The sequence below is a fragment of the Cupriavidus sp. 05T41 genome (assembly GCF_056396525.1).
This window is the reverse complement of the sequence record NZ_JBFTLQ010000004.1, coordinates 187604-213976: the sequence shown is the minus strand read 5'-3', so window position 1 is coordinate 213976 and position 26373 is coordinate 187604. Positions and strand designations below refer to the sequence as shown.

The window sequence follows — 26373 nt, the reverse complement described above, 5'->3', positions numbered from 1 at the left end:
GACGCCAGCTAGGCCGGAGCAGTTGCTTTGTCCCTCTGCTTCTCCAGAGCAGGTACAAATGCAATTCCTGCCTGCTCTAGCATCCAAGATTCGATTTTATCGTGCCACATGCGCAGCATGTCGAGCGGACGACGGCGGTAGTGCTTCTCAGCAAGCGCGCTTGGCTTATGACCTTGAATCTGTGCCACGACGCCGACAGGGACCTCGCACCACTCGGCCAGGGTGCCAAACGACCGGCGTAGGCCATGCAGCGTGACGTGCGGCAAGCCGGCCGCCTCGATGGCCTGGTTGTGCGCGTACCTCGGTTCCGCGATCCGGCCATGCGCGGCATTGAGGCTGCTGAATACCCAGGGGGAGGGGGCCCACTTCTCGCCGCGTGTCTCCAGCGTCCGGAGTCGCCGGATATTCGGTGGGGTTTCGTCGCGGCGCTTTAGATCGATTAGGAGGCTTGCCAAGTAAGGCGTGAGCGGGATGACGCGCCCGGTTTCCGTCTCCACCTTGTCGGCAATGCGAAGGCTTCGCCATTGGAGGTCGACGTCTTCCCATCGGAGGCCTGCCAGTTCCTCGCGCCGCGCGCCGGTAATCAGGAGTCCCTGCAAATAGGCCGACTGCACAGGGTTCTGCAGGTTGCGTACCGCGCCGAACCAGGCGGCGAGTTGCTCCCGCTGAAGGCTGTCGCCGTCCTTGGTATTGTTGCTCGGCAAAGCGCCTGTCACCTTGGGGGAGGTGCAGCAGTCGGCCGGGATGACGCCTGTGTACTTGTCCTGTCCTTCGCACCACCGGACGAATGCCTTAAGCATCCGGAAGGCATAGGCGGCACTGGTCGGCCGGACAGGCACCTCGGATTCCAGCCACGTACCAACCGTCTTGGCGGTCAGGCCGGAGAGCTTCAGCGCCATCAGTGGGTAAAGTGGTCCGCGTTCGGTTTGCTTGCCGCCACGCTTGGCCGCCATCCCACCCGGCGCGGCAAGTTTGATGTGGTCGTTGATATAGGTTGCGGACCTTGGCTTCTTGGTCTTGGGGGAGATCTTTGTGCGCAGGTGATCGAGATAGTCTGCCCACGCTTCGGCTACTGTCACGCTCTCCCGGGCCGCCGCCGCCCGCCTTGCCTCGTAGCTGGCCCGTTGCTCGGCCTTGACTTCGCGCGGATCCTGGCCGGCATCGATCAGCGTTTGCAGGCGCCTGGCTTCCTCCTGAGCTTTGCTGATTGTCCAGCTGCGCGGATCCCCAATGGTCAGGCGGATGGTCTGTCCGTGGATCTTGCCCTGGAAAACGTATGACTTTGCCCCACTGGCGGTCGCGCGCAGACCGAGGCCAGGGGATACCGCATCCCACAGAAAGGCTTGCGCTTTGCCTATGGGGCACTCGTGCGCGTCTACGCGCGCAGCGGTGAAGTTGACTTTTGCCATGCCGAATCCTACAAATTGGGTTACACGATTCCATGTAACCGCTATGTAACCAGATTGTGTAGTATTCGATCTATCCCGGTCAACGAAAAAATCATCCGGTGTCGACAAAAAATCCTTTATTTATAGTGATTTACGTGGTTACATGGATCTCGATCAACGTAGAAGAATGTCAACTAACGGTGATTTGTAATCATCAGGTGGCGGGTTCGAGTCCTGCAGCCGGCACCAGAATTTGAAAACGGCCTCCAAGCGATTGGGGGCCGTTTTCGTTTTGCAGGCTCGCGCTCACTTAGGAAGTGCGTGGTCGCCGGGCAAGGTGTTTTTTCAGGGGCTGACCGTTGAGGCATCACCGAGGCATCACCTGGTCCTCAATACATCCCCTGCACGCCATCAACTGCCGAGTCGAGTCGACTCTTTAGCAGCGAGAGCATGCAGTGCAACCCCGAGGGCTCGGCGCATGCCGCATCGTCCTGATCCAGGAGCGTCAACATCAACCGTATTGCCGCGCTGACTTGCAGAAGTCGATCGCATTGCTCAAGGACATTGCCTCGTACTTGCTCCTCGATCGCTATCAACTGACTGACGATCTCGTGGATACGCGTTGCTGCAGAATCCTCTTTCCATAGTGCAAGGCCGTGCAACTCGGCCAACAGGTCACGCTGCATATGCCCGATTGGTGCTAGCGTCGTTTCGGCCTGCTCAGTCATGAGTCCCCTCCTCACGAACTAATGCTTGCAGCGAACAGGATTTGCGTTGGATCTGCGTTTGCTCAGCACGAGCGAAAACAACAGGCATTTGCAGCCTCCTTGGACAGGGTTTCACCCGCCTTCCGCTGCTAAACGGGGTGGGCGGGCACAGGGCGGGTTAGCAGACCGGTGTCCAAGGATGCCGGCGAGCCCGGAGGCTCCCCACCCAGGCCCGCCCATGGTATGGACGTGCGAGGGCATCGCGGACGAAAAGATAGCCGCATGGCGCGGCTGTCCGCCTTGGACGTTTCAGGCTGCTAAACCCGATCACCGTTGTTTCGGCGATGAGTCATTCTTGATGACCCCACCATCCATGTCAATCCAACCGACGACCACGGATACCATATTTAACACCTTGTGTAATATCTATCAAATCCAGCCGTAAAGCCCTGTCCAGCCGGCAATACAAACGAAAGAAGGGCGGGTGAAAAATGGGTCGTCACCAGAAGCAGCCGAAGCTTTCCGGCATTCTGCTGGAGTCGTCCTGGTCCGCAACGAAGTGACGCTGCCGGCCCGCCCACGGAAGCGCGCCCCACAATCAAGTCGAATCTTGATGCTGCAGTGCAGGCACAACGAGCGGCCTGACGGTAAGCTCTTGCCTTCAGTCGGGAGAATTCCACGGGGGAGGGCAAATGCGGCGCGTCGTATTCAATCAGAAGGGCGGTGTTGGGAAGTCGACCATTGTGTGCAACCTGGCGGCAATCAGTGCCAGCGAAGGCTTGCGCACCCTGGTCATCGACCTGGATGTGCAGGGAAATTCCAGCCAGTATCTGCTCGGCAAGCAGGCCGGCGAAGCGACCCCGACGGTGGCGGATTTCTTCGAGACCGCCCTGACCTACAGCTTCAAGCCGGTTGAGTTCTCTTCCTTCGTGCATTCGACACAGTTCGAGAATCTCGACGTGATGCCGGCGCACCCCGATCTCGATGCGCTGCATGGCAAGCTCGAATCGCGCTACAAGATCTACAAGCTGCGCGATGCATTGAACGAGCTGGATACGTACGATGCAATCTATATCGATACGCCGCCGGCACTGAACTTCTACACCCGCTCGGCCCTGATTGCCGTCGAGCGCTGCCTGATTCCATTCGACTGCGACGACTTTTCCCGCCGCGCCCTGTACACGCTGCTGGACAACGTGAAGGAGATCCAGCAGGACCATAATGCGGCGCTGGAAGTGGAGGGGATCGTGATCAATCAGTTTCAGCCGCGCGCCAGCCTGCCCCAGCAGCTGGTGGACGAACTGGTGAGCGAAGGTTTGCCGGTGCTGGGCTCGCGCCTGTCCTCGTCGGTGAAGATCCGCGAATCCCATCAGCACGCCAGGCCGATGATCTACCTGGACCCGCGGCACAAGCTCGCCCAGGAATACGTGGCATTGCATCGCGAACTGGTCGGATAGGGGCAAGCTCCGGCGGCCTGTCTTCTGGTCATGCAATCTGGCTAGCTTAGGCGGGGCAAGTTCACTTGAGCGCTGCCCGGAAGCCGCCCTCAAATCCGTTTCCTCCAAAGCCGCTCACCTGCGCACGCGGGTGCTGCCGGTGGACCTGGATGGCGCGTTCCGCTACGCCTGCGACTGAATGGCGTGGCGCGTGAGGGGCACGCGGTGATGATGCGGCCGCCGTCGTTGTCCTACGCGCGCCTGCGGTTTGGCTGACAGTACGGCCAGTCCGCTGCCCCTATAGTGAATATGGATGCGTCCGCCGGCCCGGCTTTCGCACGGGCCGGCGTGGTTTCGCTATCGCCTGCGGCTTCGCATCGCGGGCGCTCAGTCTTTCCATTGCGGGGTAGCCCATCATGCTTTTGCAGCGCTTGCCGGCCTTGTCCTTGTGCGTATTGATGGTGGCTTGCCTGGCCGCCTGCGGCGATTCGGCAACCTTGCCGGTTTCGGCCGGCACGGGCGTGAATCCAGAGCTGCCGCCGCCCAACAAGACGATGCTGCCCACCGTGAACATCGCGCCCGCCCGGGGCTGGGTGGATGGCGCAAAGCCGGTCGCTGCGCAGGGCATGGCCACGGTGGCGTTCGCCGACAAGCTCGATCATCCGCGCTGGCTCTACGTGCTGCCGAACGGCGATGTGCTGGTGGCGGAAACCAACGCACCGCCCAAGCCGGATGACGCGAGGGGCGTCAGGGGCTGGGTGATGACGCAGGTGATGAAACGCGCGGGCGCGGGCGTGCCCAGCGCCAACCGCATCACGCTGCTGCGCGATACCAATGGCGATGGCGTGGCCGATACGCGCTCGGTCTTTCTCAAGGACCTGAATTCGCCGTTCGGCATGGTGCTGGTCGGCAACGATTTCTACGTGGCCGATACCGACGCGGTGCTGCGCTTTCCCTATCAGCAGGGCCAGACCGAAATCACCGCGCCCGGCGTCAAGGTGGTGGACCTTCCGGCTGGCCCGATCAACCATCACTGGACCAAGAACGTCATCGCCGGCAAGGACGGCAGCAAGCTGTATGTCACGGTGGGCTCAAACAGCAATGTGGGCGAGAACGGCATCGACGTGGAGGAGGGGCGCGCCGCCATCTGGGAGGTCGATCCCGGGACCGGCGCGCACCGCGTCTTCGCCAGCGGCCTGCGCAACCCGAATGGCATGGCGTGGGAGCCGGTCAGCGGCGCGTTATGGACTTCGGTGAACGAGCGCGACGAAATCGGCAGCGACCTGGTGCCGGACTACATCACCTCGGTGAAGGACGGCGCGTTCTACGGTTGGCCATTCAGTTACTACGGCCAGCATGTAGACGTCCGCGTAAAGCCGCCGCGGCCGGAGATGGTAGCCAGGGCCATCGCGCCCGACTACGCCGTCGGCCCGCACACGGCATCGCTCGGCCTGGCCTCGTCTGTCGGCAATACGCTGCCGGCGCGGTTCAGGGACGGCATGTTCGTCGGCCAGCACGGTTCGTGGAACCGCAAGCCGCATAGCGGCTACAAGGTGATCTTCGTGCCGTTCTCCGGCGGCAGGCCGGCCGGCGCGCCGGTCGACGTGCTGACGGGCTTCCTCACCAAGGACGGCGATGCGCAAGGACGGCCCGTTGGCGTTGCTATCGACAAGGGCGGCGCGTTGCTGGTGGCGGACGATGTGGGCAACGTCGTGTGGCGGGTATCGGCGGCGAAGTAGCCGCCCGAAGTCACCACTACTGGTTCACGCCCATCTGCTTGAGCAGCGTGAGGTTGTCCTCCAGATGCCAGTTCTCCACGATCTTGCCGCCAGCCACGCGGTACAGGTCGAAGGCCTGGAAGTCGATTGCCTGGCCTTGTCCCTTGGCGTTGCCGAACTGCCCGGTGAAATGCCCGCGAAAGCGCAGGTGCACCGCGGCGCGGTCGCCGGCGATCACTACGTCTTCCATCTGCGCGCTCAGGTCCGGCACGGCGGTGCGGAATCCCTTCGACGCCTGCAGCGGCCCCGGCAATCCCTGCTCGCGGCCGGGCGGTAGCGTGCGGTCGGTAAAGCCGGGGTCGAGCGCGAGCCTGGCGTAGCGCTCGTCGCCGGTGTTCCAGAAGGTGGCGTAGCGGCGCGCGGCCAGCAGCACGGCGGCGTTGGCTGGCTGCCTGGCGGCTTCGGCCACGTGCTGCGGACGAACGAGTTCATCGGCCTGCTTGGCGGCGGTGGCGTTCTGTGAGAGCGAGAGCAATGCGGCGGTGGCCAGCGCGGCGGCGAGGAGGGTGGTTTTCATCGGAGGTCTCCGTGTCGGTGAATGCGATGGCGCGGTTGGTGTTGTCCTCACTATAGAATTCAATCTGAAATTGATAAACATAGTCATATCGCTATCAATTTCAAATCATGTTTGTTAATTGGGTCGGCCTGTGGCGCATGCCAGGCCGGCGTCCGCAAAGTCTCAGGTCAGCGTGAGATAGCCGCCATCGGCGCCGACGACCTTGCGCAGTACCTTGACGAATGCCGTGGCGGCAGCGCTGTCGGGCTGGCCATGGCGCCGGTGCAGGCCGCGATGGCGGACCTTGTGCTGGCGCGTCTTGCCGCGCTGGTGGAAGCGGCTGCGCCCGCGGGCGAGGTGCAGGTGTGCATGCGGCACCGGGTGGCGGCGCAGGGAAGCTACTGCAAGACAGCGGCCGTGGCCGGCTAGTTAGTCTTGCGCGGGCTCCAGCTCCCGCCATGCCAGGAACAGCCGCGTGTCGAACTCGAGCTGGTGGTAGGCCGGCTCCATGTATTCGCAGAGCCGGTAGAACGCCTTGTCGTGATCGCTTTCCTTCAGGTGCGCGAGCTCGTGCACCACGATCATGCGCAGGAACTCCGGCGGCGCTTGCCTGAATACCGAAGCCACGCGGATTTCCTTCTTGGCCTTGAGCTTGCCTCCCTGCACGCGCGAAATCGCGGTGTGCAGGCCGAGCGCGCGGTGCACCGTGTCGATCTTGGCGTCGAAGGCCACCTTGTGCAGCGGCGGCGCGCTGCGCAGGAAGTCCTGCTTCAGCTCACCGGTGTATTCGTACAGCGCGCGGTCCGTCTGTATGGCGTGGCGTTCGGGATATTTCTTGCTCAGGTGATCGCCGAGCCGGTTGGCTGCCACCATCTGGCGCACCTGTTCGAGCACGTCCGGCGGATAGCCGCCGAGAAAGCGCAGCGGATCCTTGGCGCCGGGGCGCCAGGTATTGCCGGCGAAGGCGGGGCTGCTGCCTTGGCTCACCGTGGCTTAGTGATGGTGGTGATGGTGGTGGCTGATCTCGCCGGTCGCCACGAAAGCCTGGACGGCGTCCTGCTCTCCGGTAGCGTGGCGCATCAGTTCGCCGCATTTGCACCAGCCCTGGTAGGGCTGGAGATGCGAGCAGGCCGACGTTTTCTGCAGAAACAGCGTGACGGGCTTGGTGCACTTGGTGCACTTGAAGGTAAGCGTGCGGGCGGGTTTGCTCATCGGGCGGGGTGGCGAAGCGGTTGCCTGGGGGCAACGGTGTCAAATGGCGCCGCGGCGTGCGCGGCAGGGCAGGCCGCATTTTAGCCTGCCCGGTGCGATTGCGTGCCATTGCCTGCCATTGCCTGCCACTGCCACCCGCGCCTATTCCTTGACCGCCCCGGTCATGCCCGACACGTAGTACTCGACAAAGAAGGAATACACCAGCGCCACCGGCAGCGAACCCAGCAGGGCGCCCGCCATCAGCGCGCCCCAGTGGTAGACATCGCCCTCGATCAGCTCGGTGACGATTCCCACCGGCACCGTCTTCACCTCGGACGAGGAAATGAAGGTCAGCGCGTAGATGAACTCGTTCCACGACAGCGTGAAGGCGAAGATGCCGGCCGAGATCAGGCCCGGCACCGCCAACGGCAGGATGATCTTGACCAGTATCTCCCAGCGCGTGGCGCCGTCGATCAGCGCGCATTCTTCCAGCTCATAGGGGATCGAGCGGAAGTAGCCCATCAGCAGCCAGGTGCAGAACGGGATCAGGAAGGTCGGATAGGTCAGGATCAGTGCCCAGCGCGTATCGAACAGGCCGAGCTGGAACACGATCGACGCCAGCGGGATGAACAGGATCGAGGGCGGGATCAGGTAGGCCAGGAAGATGGCCAGGCCGACCTGCTTGGCGCCCTGGAAGCGCAGCCGCTCGATGGCGTAGGCGGCCAGCACGCTGGCCGCCAGCGAGGCGAAGGTGGAAACCGTGGAGACGATCACGGTGTTGAGCAGCCAGGCCGGATACGGCGTGTTGAACAGCAGCTTCTTGAAGTGCGCCAGGGTTGGCGCGATCACCAGGAACGGGTTGGCGGTGCCCATCAGCAGTTCGCCGTCCGGCTTGAAGGCGGTGATGGCCATCCAGTAGAAGGGGAACAGCAGCACGAAGACGAAGATGCCCAGCGGGATGTAGATCGTCACCCAGCGCCGCGGGAGCGACTGCAGGTAGTCCATGCCCTGTTGCTCGGGCGCGGTGGTCGCTTTCATTTGTCGCCTCCCTGTTGCCAGCCGCGCCGTTGCAGGCCGAAGTAAGAAAACAGGATCGCCGCCAGCAGGAAGGGCACCATCATGGTGGCGATCGCCGCGCCTTCGCCCAGCGAGCCGCCCGAGATCGCGCGCTGGAAGGACAGCGTGGCCATCAGGTGGGTGGCGTTGAGCGGGCCGCCGCGCGTGAGCACATAGATCAGCTGGAAATCGGTGAAGGTAAACAGCACCGAGAAGGTCATCACCACCGCGATGATCGGCGTGAGCAGCGGCAGCGTGACATAGCGGAATTGCTGCCAGGGTGTGACGCCGTCGATCGATGCCGCCTCGTACAGCGTGGGCGAGATGGTCTGCAGCCCGGCCAGCAGCGAGATGGCGACGAAGGGAATGCCGCGCCACACATTGGCGGCGATGGTGGAGAAGCGGGCCAGCCAGGGATCGCCCAGGAAGTCGATATAGCGGTCGATCAGGCCGAGCTTGACCAGGGTCCAGCTGATGACGGAGAACTGGGCATCGTAGATCCACCAGAAGGCCAGCGCGGACAGCGCCGTCGGCACGATCCACGGCAGCAGCACGATGGCGCGGAAAAAGGACTTGAACGGCAGGTTCTTGTTGAGCAGCAGCGCCAGCCACAGGCCCAGCACGAACTTCAGCACGCTCGCCACCACGGTGTAGAAGATCGTGTTGAACAGCGCCAGCTGCGTGAGCGAGTCGCCAACCAGGTAGTCGTAGTTGGCCAGGCCGATCCATTCGCCGGCGCCGCCGATCTTGGTGTCGGTGAAGCCGAGCCAGACGCCAAGCCCGAGCGGATAAGTCAGGAAGAGCAGCAGCAACAGCCCGGTCGGCAGCATGAACAGCATGCCGAGCGCATGCCGGTGGTTCATCAGCCTGGACAGCATGGGTGCGCGCGGCGGTGGCCGCCGTGGCGTGGCAATTGCCTTGTCGATGCCTTGTTCCATCGGAGCTCCTTGTCCCAGGGGCCTGGTTTCATGTGGCCGCCGCTTGCCCGGCGTGCCCAGCTGCACGCTGCCTCGCTCCCTCCCCCGCGCGGCGGGGGGCGGGAGCTAGCCACGGGCGATGCCGCGCGGCAAGCGCCGGCGAGCGCTAGGCCTTGTAGTAGCGCGTGGCACGCTGCGCCGCGCGCGCCGCTGCCTCCTTGGGGGTCTTGGAGCCGCTGGCTGCCTCGGCCACCATGTCGACCACGATGTAGTCCGCCATGGATGCCGCCGAGGCGGTGCCGAGCGGGCCCGCGTGGCCGTTGTCGAGCATCAGCGCGGCGGAGTCGCGATAGACGGTGTGCTTGGGGTCGACGGTCCAGATCGGATTGGCCTCGTAAGCCTTGAGCGGCTGGCTGACGTAGCCGATGGCGGCCTCCATCCACGGGTTGTACTGTTCCGGCTCCATCATGAACTGCAGGTAGGCCTTCGCCGCGTTCGGGTACTTGGAGTACTTGAACAGCATCATCTGCGTGATCTGCATCAGCTCGGTGGGTTTGCCGGAGTTGCCGATGGGGAAGTGCGCATGCTGGATGTCCTGCGCCATCTCCTGCAACTTGGGCTCCTTGGAATTCTTGGCCGCGTAGTAGACCGAGATGCCGTTGGCGGTCAGGCTGACCTGCCCGTCGAGGAAGGCCTTGTTGTTCGACGGATCCTGCCATGACAGCGTGCCGGGCACGAAGGTGGCGTAGAGCTGCTTGGCGTATTCCAGCGCGGCCCAGGTCTCGGGCGAATTGACCACCACCTTGCCTTTGGTGTCGACCAGCATGCCGCCGTGCGACCACAGCAGCCAGTGCGCCCAGTTGTTGCCGTCGCCGACCGCCTTGCCGAGCGCGAAGCCGCAGGGCGTGCCCTTGGCCTTGAGGCCCTGGCAGAGCTTGAGGAAACCGGCGGTGTCCTTGGGAATGGTGTCGAAGCCGGCAGCCTTGACGTGGCTCTCGCGATAGACCAGCGCATTGCCGACCACGCCCAGCGGCAGGCCGATCCATTTGCCGTTATGGGTGCCGTACTTGCGGCACACGTCGTACCAGCCGCCATACTTGCCGCCCAGGTAGCCGGCAAGGTCGGACAGGTCGACCAGCTTGTCGGGGTACTGCTGCGGGTCGTCGAACCAGCCGACGATGATGTCCGGGCCGCTGCCCACGCTGGCCGCCACCGCGGCCTTGGGCCGCACGTCTTCCCAGCCTTCGTTGTCGACGCGTACCTCGATGCCGGTCAGCTCGGTGAATTTCTTCGTGTTGGCGTTCCACAGGTCTTCGTCGCCCTGCACGAAGCGCTTCCAGCGCAGTACGCGCAGCTTGGCGCCGGCTTCCGGCTTGTACTGCAACGGCGCCGGGGCGGCGAAGGCATGTCCGCCCAGCGCCGTGGTGGCAGCCACGGCAGCCGTGGATGCCAGGAAATCGCGTCTGGTGAAGCGGGTCGTCGTGCTCATTGCTTTGTCTCCTCCGTGGTCAGGGGTTCTGCCCCGTGCTGGTCATGCCTGTTTCCCTGGTCGCCCGCCGGCGGCGGCGCGTCGTACCGCAACAGCGCCTGGCCCGAATCGGCATCGAACAGGTGGGTGTGCTGGTGGTCGGGTACCAGGTGCAGGATGTCGCCCGCGGCAAAGTTGTGGCGCTCGCGGAAGATCGAAATGAACTCGGTCTCGCAGAAGCGCGAGTAGACCTCGGTGTTGGCACCGGTGGGCTCCACCACCGCGACGCGGCTTGGCAGGCCCTGGCCGGGCGGGCCCAGGTCCAGGTGCTCCGGACGCACGCCGTAGATCACGCGCTGGCCGTCGGTGCCGGCGCTGTTGTCCAGGCGCGCGGGAGCGGGCACGCGGCTGCCGTCGGCAAACTCGACCGTGGCCGTGCCGCCCTGGCGGCGCAGTGTGCCTGGCACGAAGTTCATCGCCGGCGAGCCGATGAAGCCGGCCACGAAGAGATTGTCGGGCCGGTCGTAGAGCTCAAGCGGCTTGCCGCGCTGCTCCACGCGGCCGTCGCGCATCACCACGATCTGGTCGGCCATGGTCATGGCCTCGATCTGGTCGTGCGTCACGTAGACCGAGGTGGTGCGCAGGCGCTGGTGCAGCTCCTTGATCTCCGCGCGCATCTGCACGCGCAGCTTGGCGTCGAGGTTGGAGAGCGGCTCGTCGAACAGGAACACCTGCGGGTCGCGCACGATCGCACGCCCCATCGCCACCCGCTGGCGCTGGCCTCCCGAGAGCTGGCGGGGATAGCGCTCCAGCAGCGCGCCCAGGCCGAGGATGGCGCAGGCCTTGTCCACCTTCTGCTTGATCTCCTCGCGCGGCGCCTTGGCCAGCTTGAGCGAGAAGGCCATGTTGTCGTAGACCGTCATATGCGGGTAGAGCGCATAGTTCTGGAACACCATGGCGATGTCGCGCTCCTTGGGCGGCAACTGGTTGACCACCCGGTCCCCGATGGCGATCTCGCCGGTCGTGATCTCCTCCAGGCCCGCGATCATGCGCAGCAAGGTGGACTTGCCGCATCCGGACGGCCCGACCAGCACGGTGAACTGGCCATCGGGAATGTCGATGTCCACGCCGCGGATGACCTGGGTGCCGCCAAAGACCTTCTCGACGCCTCGAATCTGTACCGATGCCATGCCTCGTGTCTCCGGTTACCGCTCTTGTCGGGGCCTGCCTGCAGCCCAGCTAGCTGCCTGCCACCACCACATAGGTCGGGCGGCCGCGCACGGCCCAGTCGACCAGGTTCTGCGCGGCCTTGCGCCGCAATTCCTTTTCCGCCACCGTCGAGTAGAAGGCCGCATGCGGCGACAGCACGACGCGCGGATGGCGCAGCAGGCGTGCGTCGGCGGCCGGTTCGACCGGCAGCACATCCAGTGCGGCGCCGTCGAGCCGGCCCGAGTCCAGCGCCGCCAGCAAGTCGTCGATGTCGACCACGGGCCCGCGCGCGGTATTCACCAGCACGCCGCCGGGCTGCATGCGATCGAGCAGCGCGGCGCCCACCATGCCGCGCGTTTCATCGTTCAGCGGCACGTGCAGCGAGATGGCGTGGGCCTGCGCGAACAGGGTCTCCTGGTCCACGCGCTGTACATAGGGCGGGAAGTCGCCGTCGATCAGGTAGGGGTCGCATGCGATCACGCGGGCAAAGCTGTTGCGGCCGATATGCGCCATGCGCTTGCCGATGCGGCCAAGGCCCAGGATGCCCAGCGTCATGTCGCCGACCCGCCGTAGCTCGCCGGCGCTGCCGAAATGCCAGGTGCCGGCCTTGACGTCGCGGTCGTAGAAGGGAATGTGCCGCAGCAGCGACAGCATCATCGCCAGCGCATGGGTGGCCACCTCGCCCACGCCATAGTCCGGCGAGTTGCCGACCCATATGCCGTGCGCGCGCGCGTCCGCGGTGTTCACCGTATCGAAGCCGGCGCCGTAGCGGCTCACCACGCGGATCTCCGGGCGCGCGGCGAACACCCGTGCATTGACCGGCGCGTATTGCACCAGCAGGCCCTGGCAGCCCGCCGCGGCGTCGATCACATCCTGCTCGCTGCGGCACTGCGCGGTGACGACCTCGATGCCGGCGTCGCGGTAGAGCGCCTGTTCGAGATCCACATCCGGGAAATCGTAGTCCGTGATCAGGATTTTCATCGTTGTGCTCGCTCGCGTCTCGGTGGCGATGCCTCAGTGATTGTCCTTGGGCACGCCGGCCCCGCTCCTGCCCACCAGGAAGTCGAGGTCGGCGCCCAGGTTGGCCTGCTGCACGTGCTCGACGTAGAGCCGGGTCCAGCCGCGCGTCATCGGCAGCGGGGGCGCTTGCCAGGCTGCACGCCGGCGCGCCAGCTCTTCATCGCCGACATGCAGGTGCAGCTTGCGCGCGGCCACGTCGAGCTCCACCAGGTCGCCGTCCTGCACCAGTGCGAGCGGGCCGCCGGCCGCGGCCTCGGGGGCCACGTGCAGCACCACCGTGCCGTAGGCGGTGCCGCTCATGCGCGCGTCGGAGACCCGCACCATGTCGGTGATGCCCTTGCGCAGCAGCTTGGGCGGCAGCGGCATGTTGCCGGCCTCGGCCATGCCGGGGTAGCCGCGCGGGCCGCAGTTCTTCAGCACCAGCACGCAGTTTTCGTCGACGTCGAGGGTTTCGTCGTCGAGCCGCTGGTGCATATGCTCGCTGTCCTCGAACACCACCGCGCGGCCGGTGTGCCTGAGCAGCGCCGGCGTGGCGGCGCTGGGCTTGATGACCGCGCCATCGGGGCACAGGTTGCCGTGCAGCACGGCAATGCCGGCACTGGGCTTGAAGGGCGCATCAAAGGCGAGGATGACCTCGCGGTTCCAGTTGGGCGCGTCCTTGCAGTTGTCCCACAGCGTCTTGCCGTTGACTGTCAGCGTGTCGCGCGCGAGCACCGGTCCCAGTTCGCGGATTACCGCCGGCAGGCCGCCGGCATAGTAGAAATCCTCCATCAGGTGGCGCCCGGACGGTTGCAGGTCGAGCAGGCATGGCAGCTCATGCCCGATGCTGTCCCAGTCGTCCAGGCCGAGCTGGACGCCGATGCGTCCGGCAATGGCCAGCAAGTGGATCACGGCGTTGGTCGAGCCGCCGATGGCGGCGTTGACGCGGATCGCATTCTCGAAGGCCGGGCGCGTCAGGATCTGCGACATCACCAGGTTGTCCCTGACCATCTCGACGATGCGCCGGCCCGAGGCGCGCGCCAGCACGTTGCGGCGCCCGTCCACGGCGGGAATCGCGGCGTTGCCGGGCAAGCTCATGCCGAGGGCCTCGACCATGCTGGCCATGGTCGAGGCGGTGCCCATGGTCATGCAGTGGCCATGCGAACGGTGCATGCAGCTCTCGGCCTCGAAGAAGTCTTCCTGCGACATCTGGCCGGCCCGCACCTCTTCCGACATCTTCCAGACATCGGTGCCGGAGCCGAGCTCGCCGCCGCGGAACTTGCCGCTGAGCATCGGGCCGCCCGAGACGCCGATGGTGGGCAGGTCGCAGGAGGCCGCGCCCATCATCAGCGCCGGCGTGGTCTTGTCGCAGCCCATCAGCAGCACCACGCCATCGATGGGGTTGCCGCGGATGGATTCCTCCACGTCCATGCTGGCGAGGTTGCGGAACAGCATCGCGGTCGGGCGCAGCATGGTCTCGCCCAGCGACATCACCGGGAACTCGAGCGGGAAACCGCCGGCTTCCCACACGCCGATCTTGACCTGCTCGGCCAGCGTGCGGAAATGCGAGTTGCAGGGCGTGAGCTCGGAGTAGGTGTTGCAGATGCCGATGACGGGGCGGCCGTCGAACTGATCGTGGGGGATGCCGCGGTTCTTCAGCCACGAGCGGTAGATGAATCCGTCGCGGTCTAGGCGGCCGAACCAGGCCTGGCTGCGGCGCATCGGGGGTTTCGGGGGCGCCGGCGGCTTTTCGTCGTTCACTCGGGTCTCCTGCGTTCTGCGGCACCCGCGCAGCAACGACAAGCGCCTTGCTGTCGTGACTGCCGATGCCTGCTTTTATTGTGCAATGCAGATACGGATGCGCACGACAGCCGCTGCCTTGCGGCTGCGCATGCCGAGTGAGCGCAGTCTAGTTCAGGAGCTTCAACAGGTAAACTGGTATTACCAATGACGCGCGTCGGGAGCGGCGACGCAATCGGGGCGGCGGCCCGAATTGCACCTGGACTTTCGCCGATGTGCTGCCTAGAATCCAGCGGACCTTCCGCGCACTGGCCAACTGGTCAAACCAATCTGGCCGCGCGAGCCGCCCTTGGCGCAACCCAGGGTAATCCAGGAGGAACGACGTGCCGGAGCGCAATCGATACGATTTTTCAGGTCGTCACGCGGTCGTCACCGGTGGCGCGGCGGGCATCGGGCTGGCTGTCGCGCAGCGCCTTGCCGAAGGCGGCGCCAGCATCAGCCTGTGGGACAGCAATGCCGCGGCGCTGGAGGCGGCGGGCGCGGCCTTCGGCAAGGCACGGCCTCATCTGCTCTGCGTCGACGTGGCGAAGGCGGACCAGGTCGACGCAGCGCGCGATGCCACGCTGCGCGCGGCGGGCGCCGTCGATATCCTGGTCACCAGCGCCGGCATCACCGGCGCCAACACCACCACCTGGGAGTATCCGGTGGAGGAGTGGGACCGCGTCATGGAGATCAACCTGCGCGGCACCTTCCTGTGCTGCCGTGCGCTGGCGCCGCAGATGCGCGCGCGCGGCTACGGGCGCATCGTCACCATCGCCTCGGTGGCGGGCAAGGAGGGCAACCCCAATGCCTCGGCTTACAGTGCATCCAAGGCCGGCGTCATGGCGTTGACCAAATCGCTGGGCAAGGAACTGGCGCAGAGCGGCGTCACCGTGAACTGCATCACGCCGGCGGCGGTGCAGACCGGCATGTTCGCGCAGATGACGCAGCAGCATATCGACTACATGCTGTCCAGGATCCCCATGGGCCGCTTCGGCAAGGTGGAGGAGCTGGCGGCACTGGTGTCCTGGCTGGCATCGTCCGAGTGTTCCTTCTCGACCGGCGCCGTGTTCGACATCTCCGGCGGCCGGGCCACTTACTGATGAACGCCTCCGAACGCTACAACCCGTCCGCGCTCACCGGCTTCGCCAGCGCGCTGCTGCGCGCCGCGGGCATGGAGGCCGCACCGGCCCAGGCCGTGGCCGAGGTGCTGGTCGACGGTGACCTGCTGGGCCACGATACCCACGGGCTGGCCCTGCTGGCGCCCTACCTGAAGGAAATCGAAAACGGCACCATGGCCGGCGGCGGCATGGCCGAGACACTGGCGGACCGCGGCCCTTCGCTGCTGTGGGACGGGCGGCGCCTGCCGGGGCCGTGGCTGGTCACGCAGGGCATCGATGCGCTGGTGCCACGCGCGCGCCAGTACGGCAGCGCCACCCTGGTGATCCGGCGCAGCCACCATATCGCCTGCCTGGCCAGCTACCTGCTGCGTGCCACTGGCCAGGGCTTCATGATGCTGCTCTCCAGTTCCGATCCGTCGGTGCAGAGCGTGGCGCCGCACGGCGGCACGCGCGCCGTGTTCACGCCCAACCCGATCGCCGCCGGCATTCCAACGTCCACCACGCCCTTCCTGGTGGATATCTCGGCTTCGCTCGTCACCAATGGCATGAGCGCGCGCCTGCATCAGGCCGGCCAGCAATACGAGCAGGCCTGCATGCTCGATGCGCAGGGCCATGCCAGCCGCGACCCGGCCGTGCTCGCGGCAAGTCCGCCCGGCACCATCCTGCCGCTGGGCGGGCTGGAGGCGGGGCACAAGGGATTCGGCCTGGCCTTGCTGGTCGAGGCGCTGACCGGCGCGCTGGCCGGCCGCGGCCGCGCCGACGACGCCGCGCGCGGCGATGGCTGGGGCGCCACGGTGTTTATCGCGCTCTATGACCCCGATGCCTTTGGCGGACTGGCGGATTTCCTGCGCCAGGCCGACTGGATCGGCGAAGCCTGCCGGCGCAACCCGCCGCGCCCCGGCGTGGCCGCCGTGCGCATGCCGGGCGATCGCGGTCTGGCGCTGCGCGAACGCCAGCTGCGCGAGGGCGTGCTGCTGTATCCGACCATTGCCCCCGCGCTGCGGGCCTGCGCGGCCCGCCACGGGGTGCCGTTCCCCGCGCCGCTGGCTGGCTGAAGGGCGCCGGCCGGAGGGAACCGCCAGCGTATAATCCGCGCCCTGATGCTTCGTCCCAGGCCACCCGGTCCGCTTGTCCATGCCTATCCAATCGATCGAACCGCAACGGCTCTACCGCCAGATCAGCAACCAGCTGCGTGCGCTCATCCTGGCAGGCGAGTTCCCCGTGGGCTCGCGCCTGCCGGCCGAGCGGGACCTGTCGGTGCAGCTCGGCGTGAGCCGCCCGTCGTTGCGCGAAGCGCTGATCGCGCTCGAGGTCGAAGGCTATATCGAAGTGCGAATGGGCTCGGGCATCTATGTCTGCGCGCCGCCGTCGCCCGCCAATGGCGGCTTTGACCTGTCCGGCGAGGAAGGCCCGCTCGAACTGATCCGCGCGCGCGCGCTGGTCGAGGGCGAGGTCGCCGCGCTGGCCGCGCGCACGGGGCGCAAGGCCCAGTTCGATGCGATCGAGCGGGCGATCGAGCAGATGGCGGAGGATGCCGCCGCCGGCATCAAGCCGCTCGACGCCGACCGCCTGTTCCATGTGCGGGTGGCTGAAGCCACCGGCAACAGCGTGCTGGCGGGCGTGGTCCGGCGGCTGTTCGATTTGCGCCTGGGCGCGCTGTTCGATCAGTTGCACAGCCACTTCGAGACGCCCGAGGTGTGGGCCCAGGCGATCGCCGAGCACCGCGAAGTGCTGGCGGCGCTGCGCGGCAAGGACCCCGAACTGGCACGCGCGGCCATGCAGCGGCATATGGATATCGCCTACCGCCGCCTGACCTCCAGCCTGACCCGCGCGCGCCGGCGCGCGCGACCCGCGCCCTGACGGCCGCGCCACGGGCCTGAAAAACGGCCCGAAAAGACCGTCATGGCCGTCCCGGCGGGCCGGGGCCGGAGCGGCTTTGCTACACTTGACCGGTTATCTCAATTCCATCGGATTCGCATGGCACAGTACGTATTCACGATGAACCGCGTGGGCAAGATCGTTCCGCCCAAGCGTCACATCCTCAAGGACATCTCGCTGTCCTTCTTCCCGGGCGCCAAGATCGGCGTGCTGGGCCTGAACGGCTCGGGCAAGTCGACCGTGCTGAAGATCATGGCGGGCATCGACAAGGAGATCGAGGGCGAAGCCACGCCCATGCCCAACCTGAATATCGGCTACCTGCCGCAGGAGCCGCAGCTCGACCCCGAGCAGACCGTGCGCGAGTCCGTGGAAGCGGCGCTGGGCGGCGTGTTCGAAGCGCGCAAGAAGCTCGACGAGATCTATGCCGCATATGCCGAGCCGGACGCGGATTTCGACGCGCTGGCCGCCGAGCAGGCCAAGTACGAAGCCATTCTCTCGGCCAGCGACGGCAACAACGCTGAGCTGCAGCTGGAGATCGCCGCCGACGCGCTGCGCCTGCCGGCATGGGACGCCAAGGTGGGCAACCTGTCCGGCGGCGAAAAGCGCCGCGTGGCGCTGTGCCGCCTGCTGCTCTCGCGCCCCGACATGCTGCTGCTCGACGAACCCACCAACCACCTGGATGCGGAATCGGTGGACTGGCTGGAACAGTTCCTCACGCGCTTCCCCGGCACCGTGGTGGCGGTGACCCACGATCGCTACTTCCTCGACAACGCGGCTGAGTGGATCCTGGAACTGGACCGCGGCCACGGCATTCCCTGGAAGGGCAACTACAGCTCCTGGCTGGACCAGAAGGAAGCGCGCCTGAAGCAGGAAGAGTCGAGCGAGTCGGCCCGCCAGAAAGCGCTGCACAAGGAACTGGAGTGGGTACGCCAGAACCCGAAGGGCCGCCAGGCCAAGTCCAAGGCGCGTCTGGCCCGCTTCGACGAACTGAACAGCCAGGAATACCAGAAGCGCAACGAAACCCAGGAAATCTTCATCCCGGCGGGTGAGCGCCTGGGCAACGAGGTGATCGAGTTCAACGGCGTGAGCAAGGCCTACGGCGACCGCCTGCTGATCGACGACCTCAGCTTCAAGGTGCCGCCCGGCGCCATCGTCGGCATCATCGGCCCGAACGGCGCCGGCAAGTCGACCTTCTTCCGCATGCTGACCGGCAAGGAAACGCCGGACAGCGGCGAGATCAAGGTCGGCCCGACCGTGAAGCTGGCCTACGTGGACCAGAGCCGCGACGCGCTGGACGGCAGCAAGACCGTGTTCGAGGAAATCTCCGGCGGCGCCGACGTGCTTACCGTGGGCCGCTATGAAACGCCGTCGCGCGCCTATATCGGCCGCTTCAACTTCAAGGGCTCGGACCAGCAGAAGCACGTGGGCACGCTCTCCGGTGGTGAGCGCGGCCGCCTGCACCTGGCCAAGACGCTGATCGCCGGCGGCAACGTGCTGCTGCTCGACGAACCGTCCAACGACCTCGACGTGGAAACCCTGCGCGCGCTCGAAGACGCACTGCTGGAATTCGCCGGCTGCGTGATGGTGATTTCCCACGACCGCTGGTTCCTGGACCGCATCGCCACCCACATCCTGGCCTTCGAAGGCGAGTCGCACGTGGAGTTCTTCCCCGGCAACTACCAGGAATACGAGGCGGACAAGAAGCGCCGCCTGGGCGAGGAAGGCGCCAAGCCCAAGCGTATCCGCTACAAGCCGATCGCACGCTGAGACTGGCGTATCGAAGGCACGGCTGTCGCCCCGCTCCGATAAACGGGAGCGGGGCGACAGCCATCGACAAGCCACCGTCGCCGCAAGCACAAAGGCCTCGCACAATGCGAGGCCTTTTTCGTTTCTTCGATTGCCCGGCCGCGCCTACTTGCGCACCAGCCGCAGCCGCGTGATCTCCGACGGCGCGCCGAAGCGCTTGGGCGGCCCCCAGTAGCCGGTACCCCGGCTCACATAGACCCACATCGCCTCATGGCGCTTGAGCCCGGCAACGTAAGGCTGCTGCATCGGCACGAACAGCGTCCAGGGCCAGAACTGCCCGCCGTGGGTATGGCCGGACAACTGCAGGTCGAAGCCCGCGTCGGAGGCGGCCTGCGCGGTGCGCGGCTGGTGCGCCAGCAGCACGCGCGCAGCGGCCACGGCCGGGGCGCCGGCCAGCGCGCGAGCCGGGTCGCTGCGATGGCTTTCATCGAAGCGGTGGGCGGTATAGTCGGTCACGCCGGCCAGCACCAGGGCCTCTTCGTCCTGCCCGATCACCACGTGTTCATTCATCAGCACGCGCAGGCCCAGCCGGCGCAGTTCGGCGATCCAGGGATCGGCGCCGGCGTAGTACTCGTGGTTGCCGGTGACGAAGTAGGTGCCGTGGCGCGCGCGCAGGCTGCCCAGCGGCGCGGTGTGCGCCGCCAGCTCGCGCACGGTGCCGTCGACCAGGTCGCCGGTGATGGCGATGGCGTCCGGATTCAGGCCGTTGACGCGCGCCACGATGCGCTCCAGGTAGGGGCGCTTGATGGTGGGACCGACGTGGATGTCACTGATCTGCACGATGGTGAAATCGTGCAGCGCGTCGGGCAGCCCGGCGATGGGCACCTCCACGTCCACCACCTGCGCCAGCCGGCGTGCGTTGAAGAAGCCCAGCGCCGTGACCACCAGCGCCAGCACCGGCACCGCGGCGGCCGTGCGCGGCAGCAGCCAGGCAGGGTGCCAGCCGGTGACGGCGCTGGCCAGCAGCAGCACGTCGCGCGCCAGCGTCAGCACCAGCAGCGAGGAGAAGAAGCCCATCGCCAGCATGCCCACCCAGGTGAGCGCGTCGGACCAGGGCTGGTCCAGGCGCCGCGCCAGCAGGCCGGCGGGAATGAGGGGCCAGGACAGCGCCAGCCAGGCTACGGCCAGCGCCTTGAAGGCGAAGGCCACCGGCAGGTCGGGCAGCAGGCGCAGGCCGATATAGCCATGCAGCAAGCCGACCACGAGGGCGGCCACGAAAACGGTGGTGCGAGGGGGCATGCCACCTCCAGGGAGTGAGAGGCGGATCCGGCGCATGCCGGGTCCGGGGAGCCGCTGCGCGCATTGCCGGGCCGCCTTGGCGGGCATCAGTGCCGCCATCGGCGCCGTCATCGCCATGCCCGGTCCGTGCCGTCGCAGTGCGCCGCGCGCGAACTCACTAGGTGAGGCTGGGCGAGCGCAGATTCAAGGGCGAGCCGGGAATTGTCCACATCGTGCGCCGCGCCGGCCCGCTTGCCGAATGCCCCCGCATCGCCTGCAAGAAAAAGCCTGAATGGCCCGGCGCGGCGCGCCATTCAGCGCGGCGCCCAGCTCCCGCCGCGCACGCCGAAGGCGGTGACCACGCCGTAGGCGCTGATGCCCAGCGCCACCCCAAGAAAGTGCCCGTCCAGCCCCATGCCGGCCATGTTGGCCAGCACCCAGCCGCCGCCGGCGGCCAGCGCGATGCGCGAGACCCCGGCCGCCACCGGCCAGCCCATGCGGCCCGCGCCCATCGAAGCGAAGTACAGCGCCATGCCCAGGCCGAAGCCGCCGAAGGCCGGCGCCACCCAGGACAAGGCCCGCGCGGCGATGCCCGCGACTTCGGCATCCCTGGTGAAGAGCCCGGCAAAGGCGGCCGGCGCCAGCCCCACCGCAGCCCCCACCGCGCCGGCCACCGCCAGCGCCAGCAAGGCTCCGGCCCATGCGGTGCGGCGCGCGGTGGTCCAGTCGTTCGCGCCCACTGCGCGGCCCACCAGCGCGGTCAGCGCGGAGCCCACGCCAAAGGCCAGCGGAATCATCAGGAACTCGAGCCGCGCGGAGATGCCGTAGGCGGCCACCGCCGCGGTGCCGTAGTGACGCAATTGCGCCGTCACCAGGATGGTGGTCAGGTTGGCGACCGAGGCCAGCAGGCAGGCCACCAGCCCCACCGACAGGATGCGACCGAACAGCGCACGCGACGGGCGCACGCGCAGCGTGGGCGCGAAGCCCGCACCGCCGCGCAGCACCACGGCGGCCATCGCCAGGGCCGCTGCCCACGACACCGTGGCCAGCGCCGCGCCGATGCCCGCCAGGCCCATGCCGGCCGGCTCCGCCAGCGCCCAGGCCAGCACCGGGAAGGCGATCCACATCAGCGACAGCACGCGCGCCGCCAGCGCATGGCGGCCACCGCCGCGCAGCACCGAGGCCAGCGTGTTGGCCAGCCAGGCCGGCACGGCGCCGGCGCCGAACAGCCAGATCGCGTAGGTGGCGGCCGCGTCGGCGGCGGTCTGCCCGGCCACCGCGCCGAGGATGCCGCGCGGAAAACCGGCCAGCGTCACGGCGAACACCAGGCCCGCGGTGAGCGCGATGATCAGCGCATGCAGTACCAGCGAGGAAGCCTCGTCGCGCTTGCCCGCGCCGAGCGCGCGCGCGATGGCGGCGACCACGCCGCCGCCCATGGCGCCGGTGGACATCTGCTGCAGCAACAGCGCGAAGGGCAGCACCACTGCCCAGCCGGCCAGTGCCGCCGTGCCCTGGCGCGCCGCCAGCCAGGTTTCGATCAGTTGCGCGGTGGCCTGCAGGAGGGCGATCAGGCTGGTGGGCGCGGCCAGCACCAGGATACGGCGCGTCAACTCGCGCAACGGCGGTTGCAGGGCGGGCGCGCCGGCAGCCGCGACGGATGCGGCTGATGCGGCGGATGCGGCGGATGCGAGTACCGCTGCAGCCAGCGGGTTGGCTTGCGCTTCACGCATCGCCGGCCACCGTTGCGCTCGTCTGCGCTTCGCCCTTCGCGTGGTCCGCCTCGCCGAAGCGGCGGCGCAGGTAGCCGTTGGCGGCCGGGCCAGGCGCCACGCGAAGATCGTCCAGCGTCAGCGCGCGGCCATCGGCGCGCGTCAGCGCATGCGCCTTGATCTCCTCACCGGTGTGCTTGTCCAGCAACAAGGTCATCGGGCCGCGCTCGTCGTTCATCCAGCGGTCGGCCCAGGCCTTGAGCGCCACGAATGCCGGGAAGAAGTCACGGCCCTTCGCGCTCAGGCGGTACATGTGCCGCGTGCTGTCGGGCACAGGCACACGCTCGAGCATGTCGTGCTCGACCAGCGTCTTCAGGCGTGCGCTCAGGATGTTGGGCGCAATGCCCAGGTGCCGCTGGAATTCGTCGAAACGCGTGCTGCCGTAGTACGCCTCGCGCAGCAAGAGAATGGCCCAGCGCTCGCCCAGCACCGCCATCGAGCGGGCAATCGGGCAAGGCATGCTGGCAAAGTCTGTGTGTCCCATATTCCTTGTCTTCTCCATGCGGCTTGCGGGTCGGCGGGATCGGATCCGCACCGTAGCTTTCGTTTTGCAAGCCAGTTCCACGCATATTAACTTGCAATTTGAAAGCTTGCCGGATTTCCCGCAGTGCCTTTCCCGCCGCGCCGCGCGCGGCGGATCAGGAAGGCGGCCCGCCGCCCCCGGCGGCGAACACGTCGAGCGCCGGGATCCGCTCGCGCAGGAAGTCGATCAGGGCGCGCGTGGCCATGGACGGGTGGAGGTTGGGCGTGGTGATGATGTAGAGCCGGTTGCCCAGGCCTTCGGCGTTCCATTCGGGCAGCACCCGCACCAGCCGGCCGTCCCGCATGTCCTCCCAGGCGGCGTAGACCGGCAGCAGGCCCACGCCGTGGCCGTCGCGCACGCCGCGCATCAGGAAGGGGAAATGCTCGGACTGCAGGTGCGGCACCAGCGCCACCTGCTCGCGCTGCTCGCCGCGGTCCAGCGTGAGCACGAAGCGGCGCGCGGCATAGGGCGGGCACAGGAACTGGCAGCGCGCCAGGTCCGCCGGCGCCCGCAGCGTCCCGCAGCGGGCCAGGTAGGCGGGCGCGGCAAAGAGCTGCCAGTCGATCGCGCAGACGTCGCGCGCCACGTGGTCCAGCTGCGGCTTCGAGGTGACCCGCAGGGCCACGTCGATTTCCGCGGCGATCAGGTCCACCACGCGGTTGGCGAAGAACACGCGCAGCGAGATGCCAGGGTGCTGCCCGGCGAACTCCAGCAGCAGCGGCGCGATGAAGGTGTCGCCCAGCCCGGTCGGCACGCTCACGCGCACATGTCCGCGCAGGGTCTTGCCCAGGCTGTCGATCTCGGCCTGGGCCGAAGCCACCTCCTGCAGGATGCGCAAACCGTGCTGGTAGAGCGCGTGGCCCGGCTCGGTCAGCTCCAGCCGGCGCGTGGTCCGGCGCAGCAGCTGGGCGTTGGCCTGGTGCTCGAGTTCGCGCAGCTGACGGCTGACCTGCGAGCGCGTGACGCCGCGCCGGCGGCCGGCCTCGGACAAATTGCCGGCTTCGACGATGTCGACGAAAGCCTGGATCAGGTTCAGGTCCATCCGGGATTCCATGGAGGATTGTCACATATGGCGCAACATTGTGAGTCGGGGAGCGGGAATTGTCGATGCCGCATGACGGGGCTACAGTGTGCTTTCCCCGCCGGTCAGGCATGCGCGGGGCCAAACAGGAGACAAGATGTTCAAGGACGATCTTTTCGCCGGGCAGCGCGTGCTGATCACCGGCGGCGGCACCGGGCTGGGCCTGATCATGGCCGAGCGCCTGGCCGGCCTGGGGGCCGAACTGCACCTGTGCGGGCGCCGCCTGCCGGTGCTCGACGAGGCAGCGCAGATGCTGCGCGACCGGCACGGCGCCAAGGTGGTGACCCATGCCGTGGACATCCGCGACGCCGCCGCCGTGGATGCCATGATCGAGACCATCTGGACCGCGCACGGCCCGCTGGATTGCCTGGTCAACAACGCCGCGGGCAATTTCATCAGCCGCACCGAGGATCTCTCGCCCAACGGCTTCCACGCGATTTCCGACATTGTCTTCCGCGGCACCTTCTACACCACGCAGGCGGTCGGCAAGCGCTGGATCCGCGACGGCCATCCCGGCTCCGTGCTGTCGATCGTGGTGACCTGGGTCTGGACCGGCTCGCCGTTCGTGGTGCCGTCCGCCATGTCCAAGGCCGGCGTGGACGCGATGACCAAGTCGCTGGCGGTGGAGTGGGGCCGCCACGGCATCCGCTGCAACGCCATCGCGCCCGGCGTGATCCCGACCGAAGGCGCGGGCTCGCGCCTGCGCCCGCAGGATTCGCAGCAGGACCAGCTCAGCGGGCAGAACCCCACCGGCCGCATCGGCCAGCCGCAGGACATCGGCAACCTGGCCGCCTTCCTGCTGGCGCGCGACAACTCCTGGATCAACGGGCAGACCATCGCGCTGGACGGCGGCGACTACCTCGCCAACGGCGCCTATTTCAAGCAGTACCTGGGCTGGGGCGATGCCGAGTGGCAGGCCGCGCGCGAGCGCATCGCGGCGAAGAACGCCGCCGACCGCGCCAACCGCACCGTGAACGCCCCCACCCCCACGCAAGCAGGAGACGACTGATGGCCGCAGACCTCTGGTTCGAAGACACCCACCGCAGCGGCGACGCATTGCTCGAGCGCGGCGCGCGCCTGGCCGGCGGCCTGCGCGCGCTGGGCCTGGCCGAGGGCGACGTGGTCGCCGTGCTGCTGCGCAACGATCCGGTCTTCGCCGATATCGTGCATGCCTGCCGCATCGCCGGCACCTACTACTGCCCGATCAACTGGCACTTCACCGCCGAGGAAATCCGCTTTTTGCTGACCGACAGCGGCGCGCGCGCGCTGATCGTCCATGCCGGCCTGCTGGACGGCGTGCGCGCGGTGGTGCCGGAAGGCGTGCAGGTGCTGGCGGTGGCGGAAGCCGACACAGCCTTGCCCGCCGGCGCCACCGACTACGACGGCTGGCTCGCCGCGCAGCAACCCTATGACGGCCCCCGCGTGGCGCCGCGCGGCCACATGGCCTACACCTCCGGCACCACCGGCCGCCCCAAGGGCGTGCTGCGCGCGCCGGTGCCGCTGGGCACGCTGGACGCGCAGCTCGAGCGCATGCGCTCGGTGGTGGCGCAGACCATGGGCATCGTGCCCGGCTGCCGCGCGCTGATGGCCGCGCCGCTGTACCACAGCGCGCCGGGTGTGTTCATCCAGAACGTGCTGCAGATGGGCGAGCGCCTGGTGCTGTGCGCGCGCTTCGATCCGGAGCAGGTGCTGGCGCTGGTGGAAAAGCACCGCATCGACGTGCTGTATCTGGTGCCCATCATGTACGTGCGCATGCTCAAGGTACCGGCCGAGCTGCGCGCGCGCTATGACCTGTCGTCGCTGCGCTTCGTCGCCTCCACCGGCGCGCCGTGCGCGCCCGAGGTCAAGCGCGCCATGCTCGACTGGTTCGGCCCGGTCATCCATGAAACCTACGCTTCCAGCGAGGCCGGCATGATCACCGTGGCCACGCCGGCAGACGCCGCCGCCAGGCCCGGCACCGCCGGCCGCGCGGTCGACCAGGCCGAGGTGCGCATCCTCGACGAGCAGGGCAAGCCTTGCGCGCCCGGCGAAATCGGCCTGGTCTACGTGCGCCAGCCGGCCTACCCCGACTTCAGCTACCGCAACAACGACGAAGCGCGCCGCGCCATCGACCGCGGCGGCCTGGTCAGCCTGGGCGACATGGGCTACGTGGACGCGGATGGCTATCTCTTTATCTGCGACCGAGCCTCCGACATGGTGATCTCCGGCGGCGTGAACATCTACCCGGCCGAGATCGAGCATGAGCTGGTGCGCTATCCCGGCGTGGCCGACTGCGTGGTGTTCGGCGTGCCCGACGACGAATACGGCGAACGCCTGCTCGCCATGGTGCAGCCGGTGCCGGGCGCCAGCCTGGAGGAGGGCGTCATCATCGAGTGGCTGCGCCAGCGCCTGTCGGGCTTCAAGGTGCCGCGCACCATCGTGGTGGAGGCGCAGCTGCCGCGCGACGACACCGGCAAGCTGGCCAAGCGCCGCCTGCGCGACAAGTACTGGGAAGGCCGGTCACGCCGCGTCTGAGAAGGACAAGCCGGCACCGCCGGCAAGGAAAAAAACAAT

At 67.2% G+C, this 26373-nt stretch carries 24 protein-coding genes; 8 read left to right on the top strand and 16 right to left on the bottom strand.

The window, feature by feature from the left end; genetic code table 11:
- Window positions 1–8: 8 nt before the first annotated feature.
- Complete coding sequence (locus tag AC1DKV_RS03995) at window positions 9–1409, bottom strand: tyrosine-type recombinase/integrase (RefSeq protein WP_477137473.1); 1401 nt, start codon at window positions 1407–1409, stop codon at window positions 9–11.
- A gap of 368 nt (window positions 1410–1777) precedes the next feature.
- A complete protein-coding gene (locus AC1DKV_RS03990) occupies window positions 1778–2116 on the bottom strand; it encodes a DUF1484 family protein (protein ID WP_441618076.1) in 339 nt (112 codons plus the stop codon).
- Window positions 2117–2787: 671 nt separating this feature from the next.
- On the opposite strand from AC1DKV_RS03990, the gene AC1DKV_RS03985 reads away from it, so the two are divergent.
- A complete protein-coding gene (locus tag AC1DKV_RS03985) occupies window positions 2788–3552 on the top strand; it encodes a ParA family protein (RefSeq protein WP_441649734.1) in 765 nt (254 codons plus the stop codon).
- 395 nt (window positions 3553–3947) lie between these two features.
- On the top strand, window positions 3948–5270 hold the full coding sequence (locus tag AC1DKV_RS03980; protein WP_441618080.1) for a PQQ-dependent sugar dehydrogenase: 1323 nt from the start codon (window positions 3948–3950) through the stop codon (window positions 5268–5270).
- A gap of 16 nt (window positions 5271–5286) precedes the next feature.
- Here AC1DKV_RS03980 and AC1DKV_RS03975 read toward each other — a convergent pair whose 3' ends face one another.
- The 10 genes from AC1DKV_RS03975 to AC1DKV_RS03930 all read right to left on the bottom strand — a co-directional run bounded on the left by AC1DKV_RS03975 (window position 5287) and on the right by AC1DKV_RS03930 (window position 14367).
- Window positions 5287–5826, bottom strand: a complete 540-nt coding sequence (locus AC1DKV_RS03975; protein WP_441618081.1) for an ester cyclase — start codon at window positions 5824–5826, stop codon at window positions 5287–5289.
- A 162-nt stretch (window positions 5827–5988) separates the two neighbouring features.
- Window positions 5989–6183, bottom strand: a complete 195-nt coding sequence (locus AC1DKV_RS03970; protein ID WP_441618082.1) for a hypothetical protein — start codon at window positions 6181–6183, stop codon at window positions 5989–5991.
- Between the two features lie 51 nt (window positions 6184–6234).
- On the bottom strand, window positions 6235–6729 hold the full coding sequence (locus tag AC1DKV_RS03965) for a M48 metallopeptidase family protein (protein WP_441618176.1): 495 nt from the start codon (window positions 6727–6729) through the stop codon (window positions 6235–6237).
- Window positions 6730–6798: 69 nt separating this feature from the next.
- Entirely contained in the window at window positions 6799–7017 is a 219-nt protein-coding gene (locus AC1DKV_RS03960; RefSeq protein ID WP_441618084.1) for a hypothetical protein, read from the bottom strand.
- 141 nt (window positions 7018–7158) lie between these two features.
- Window positions 7159–8034, bottom strand: coding sequence for a carbohydrate ABC transporter permease (locus tag AC1DKV_RS03955; protein WP_441618085.1), 876 nt, complete (start codon window positions 8032–8034; stop codon window positions 7159–7161).
- Window positions 8031–8930 (bottom strand): carbohydrate ABC transporter permease, encoded by a 900-nt coding sequence (locus AC1DKV_RS03950; RefSeq protein ID WP_441618178.1) that lies wholly within the window; start codon window positions 8928–8930, stop codon window positions 8031–8033. The genes AC1DKV_RS03955 and AC1DKV_RS03950 overlap by 4 nt, the downstream gene beginning before the upstream one ends.
- Window positions 8931–9135: 205 nt before the next feature.
- Window positions 9136–10458 (bottom strand): ABC transporter substrate-binding protein, encoded by a 1323-nt coding sequence (locus AC1DKV_RS03945; RefSeq protein ID WP_441618087.1) that lies wholly within the window; start codon window positions 10456–10458, stop codon window positions 9136–9138.
- Window positions 10455–11627, bottom strand: a complete 1173-nt coding sequence (locus tag AC1DKV_RS03940) for an ABC transporter ATP-binding protein (RefSeq protein ID WP_441618089.1) — start codon at window positions 11625–11627, stop codon at window positions 10455–10457. Before AC1DKV_RS03940 ends, AC1DKV_RS03945 begins: the two co-directional genes overlap by 4 nt.
- Before the next feature lie 49 nt (window positions 11628–11676).
- The gene (locus AC1DKV_RS03935) at window positions 11677–12627 is read right to left on the bottom strand and encodes a C-terminal binding protein (protein WP_441618091.1); all 951 of its coding nucleotides are present in this window, start codon (window positions 12625–12627) and stop codon (window positions 11677–11679) included.
- Between the two features lie 33 nt (window positions 12628–12660).
- On the bottom strand, window positions 12661–14367 hold the full coding sequence (locus tag AC1DKV_RS03930) for an IlvD/Edd family dehydratase (RefSeq protein ID WP_441618180.1): 1707 nt from the start codon (window positions 14365–14367) through the stop codon (window positions 12661–12663).
- 401 nt (window positions 14368–14768) lie between these two features.
- Here AC1DKV_RS03930 and AC1DKV_RS03925 point away from each other — a divergent pair, with 401 nt between their 5' ends.
- The 4 genes from AC1DKV_RS03925 (at window position 14769) to ettA (ending at window position 19190) form a co-directional block, all read left to right on the top strand.
- Window positions 14769–15527, top strand: coding sequence for an SDR family NAD(P)-dependent oxidoreductase (locus AC1DKV_RS03925; protein WP_441618093.1), 759 nt, complete (start codon window positions 14769–14771; stop codon window positions 15525–15527).
- On the top strand, window positions 15527–16600 hold the full coding sequence (locus AC1DKV_RS03920; protein WP_441649733.1) for an Ldh family oxidoreductase: 1074 nt from the start codon (window positions 15527–15529) through the stop codon (window positions 16598–16600). The genes AC1DKV_RS03925 and AC1DKV_RS03920 overlap by 1 nt, the downstream gene beginning before the upstream one ends.
- Before the next feature lie 79 nt (window positions 16601–16679).
- Complete coding sequence (locus AC1DKV_RS03915) at window positions 16680–17405, top strand: FadR/GntR family transcriptional regulator (protein WP_441618096.1); 726 nt, start codon at window positions 16680–16682, stop codon at window positions 17403–17405.
- A gap of 117 nt (window positions 17406–17522) precedes the next feature.
- Window positions 17523–19190, top strand: a complete 1668-nt coding sequence (ettA, locus tag AC1DKV_RS03910) for an energy-dependent translational throttle protein EttA (RefSeq protein WP_441618098.1) — start codon at window positions 17523–17525, stop codon at window positions 19188–19190.
- A gap of 144 nt (window positions 19191–19334) precedes the next feature.
- Here the strand turns inward: ettA and AC1DKV_RS03905 are convergent, their stop codons facing one another.
- From AC1DKV_RS03905 to AC1DKV_RS03890, 4 genes are all read right to left on the bottom strand, one after another.
- The gene (locus AC1DKV_RS03905) at window positions 19335–20468 is read right to left on the bottom strand and encodes a metallophosphoesterase (RefSeq protein WP_441618100.1); all 1134 of its coding nucleotides are present in this window, start codon (window positions 20466–20468) and stop codon (window positions 19335–19337) included.
- A gap of 293 nt (window positions 20469–20761) precedes the next feature.
- Window positions 20762–22177 (bottom strand): MATE family efflux transporter, encoded by a 1416-nt coding sequence (locus AC1DKV_RS03900; protein ID WP_441618102.1) that lies wholly within the window; start codon window positions 22175–22177, stop codon window positions 20762–20764.
- Window positions 22170–22700, bottom strand: coding sequence for a winged helix-turn-helix transcriptional regulator (locus tag AC1DKV_RS03895; RefSeq protein WP_441618104.1), 531 nt, complete (start codon window positions 22698–22700; stop codon window positions 22170–22172). The genes AC1DKV_RS03900 and AC1DKV_RS03895 overlap by 8 nt, the downstream gene beginning before the upstream one ends.
- A gap of 154 nt (window positions 22701–22854) precedes the next feature.
- A complete protein-coding gene (locus tag AC1DKV_RS03890; protein ID WP_441618106.1) occupies window positions 22855–23781 on the bottom strand; it encodes a LysR family transcriptional regulator in 927 nt (308 codons plus the stop codon).
- A gap of 136 nt (window positions 23782–23917) precedes the next feature.
- Here AC1DKV_RS03890 and AC1DKV_RS03885 point away from each other — a divergent pair, with 136 nt between their 5' ends.
- Together AC1DKV_RS03885 and AC1DKV_RS03880 are read left to right on the top strand one after the other, a co-directional pair.
- Window positions 23918–24829 (top strand): SDR family oxidoreductase, encoded by a 912-nt coding sequence (locus AC1DKV_RS03885; RefSeq protein WP_441618108.1) that lies wholly within the window; start codon window positions 23918–23920, stop codon window positions 24827–24829.
- Window positions 24829–26334, top strand: a complete 1506-nt coding sequence (locus AC1DKV_RS03880) for an acyl-CoA synthetase (RefSeq protein ID WP_441618110.1) — start codon at window positions 24829–24831, stop codon at window positions 26332–26334. Before AC1DKV_RS03885 ends, AC1DKV_RS03880 begins: the two co-directional genes overlap by 1 nt.
- Window positions 26335–26373: the final 39 nt, after the last annotated feature.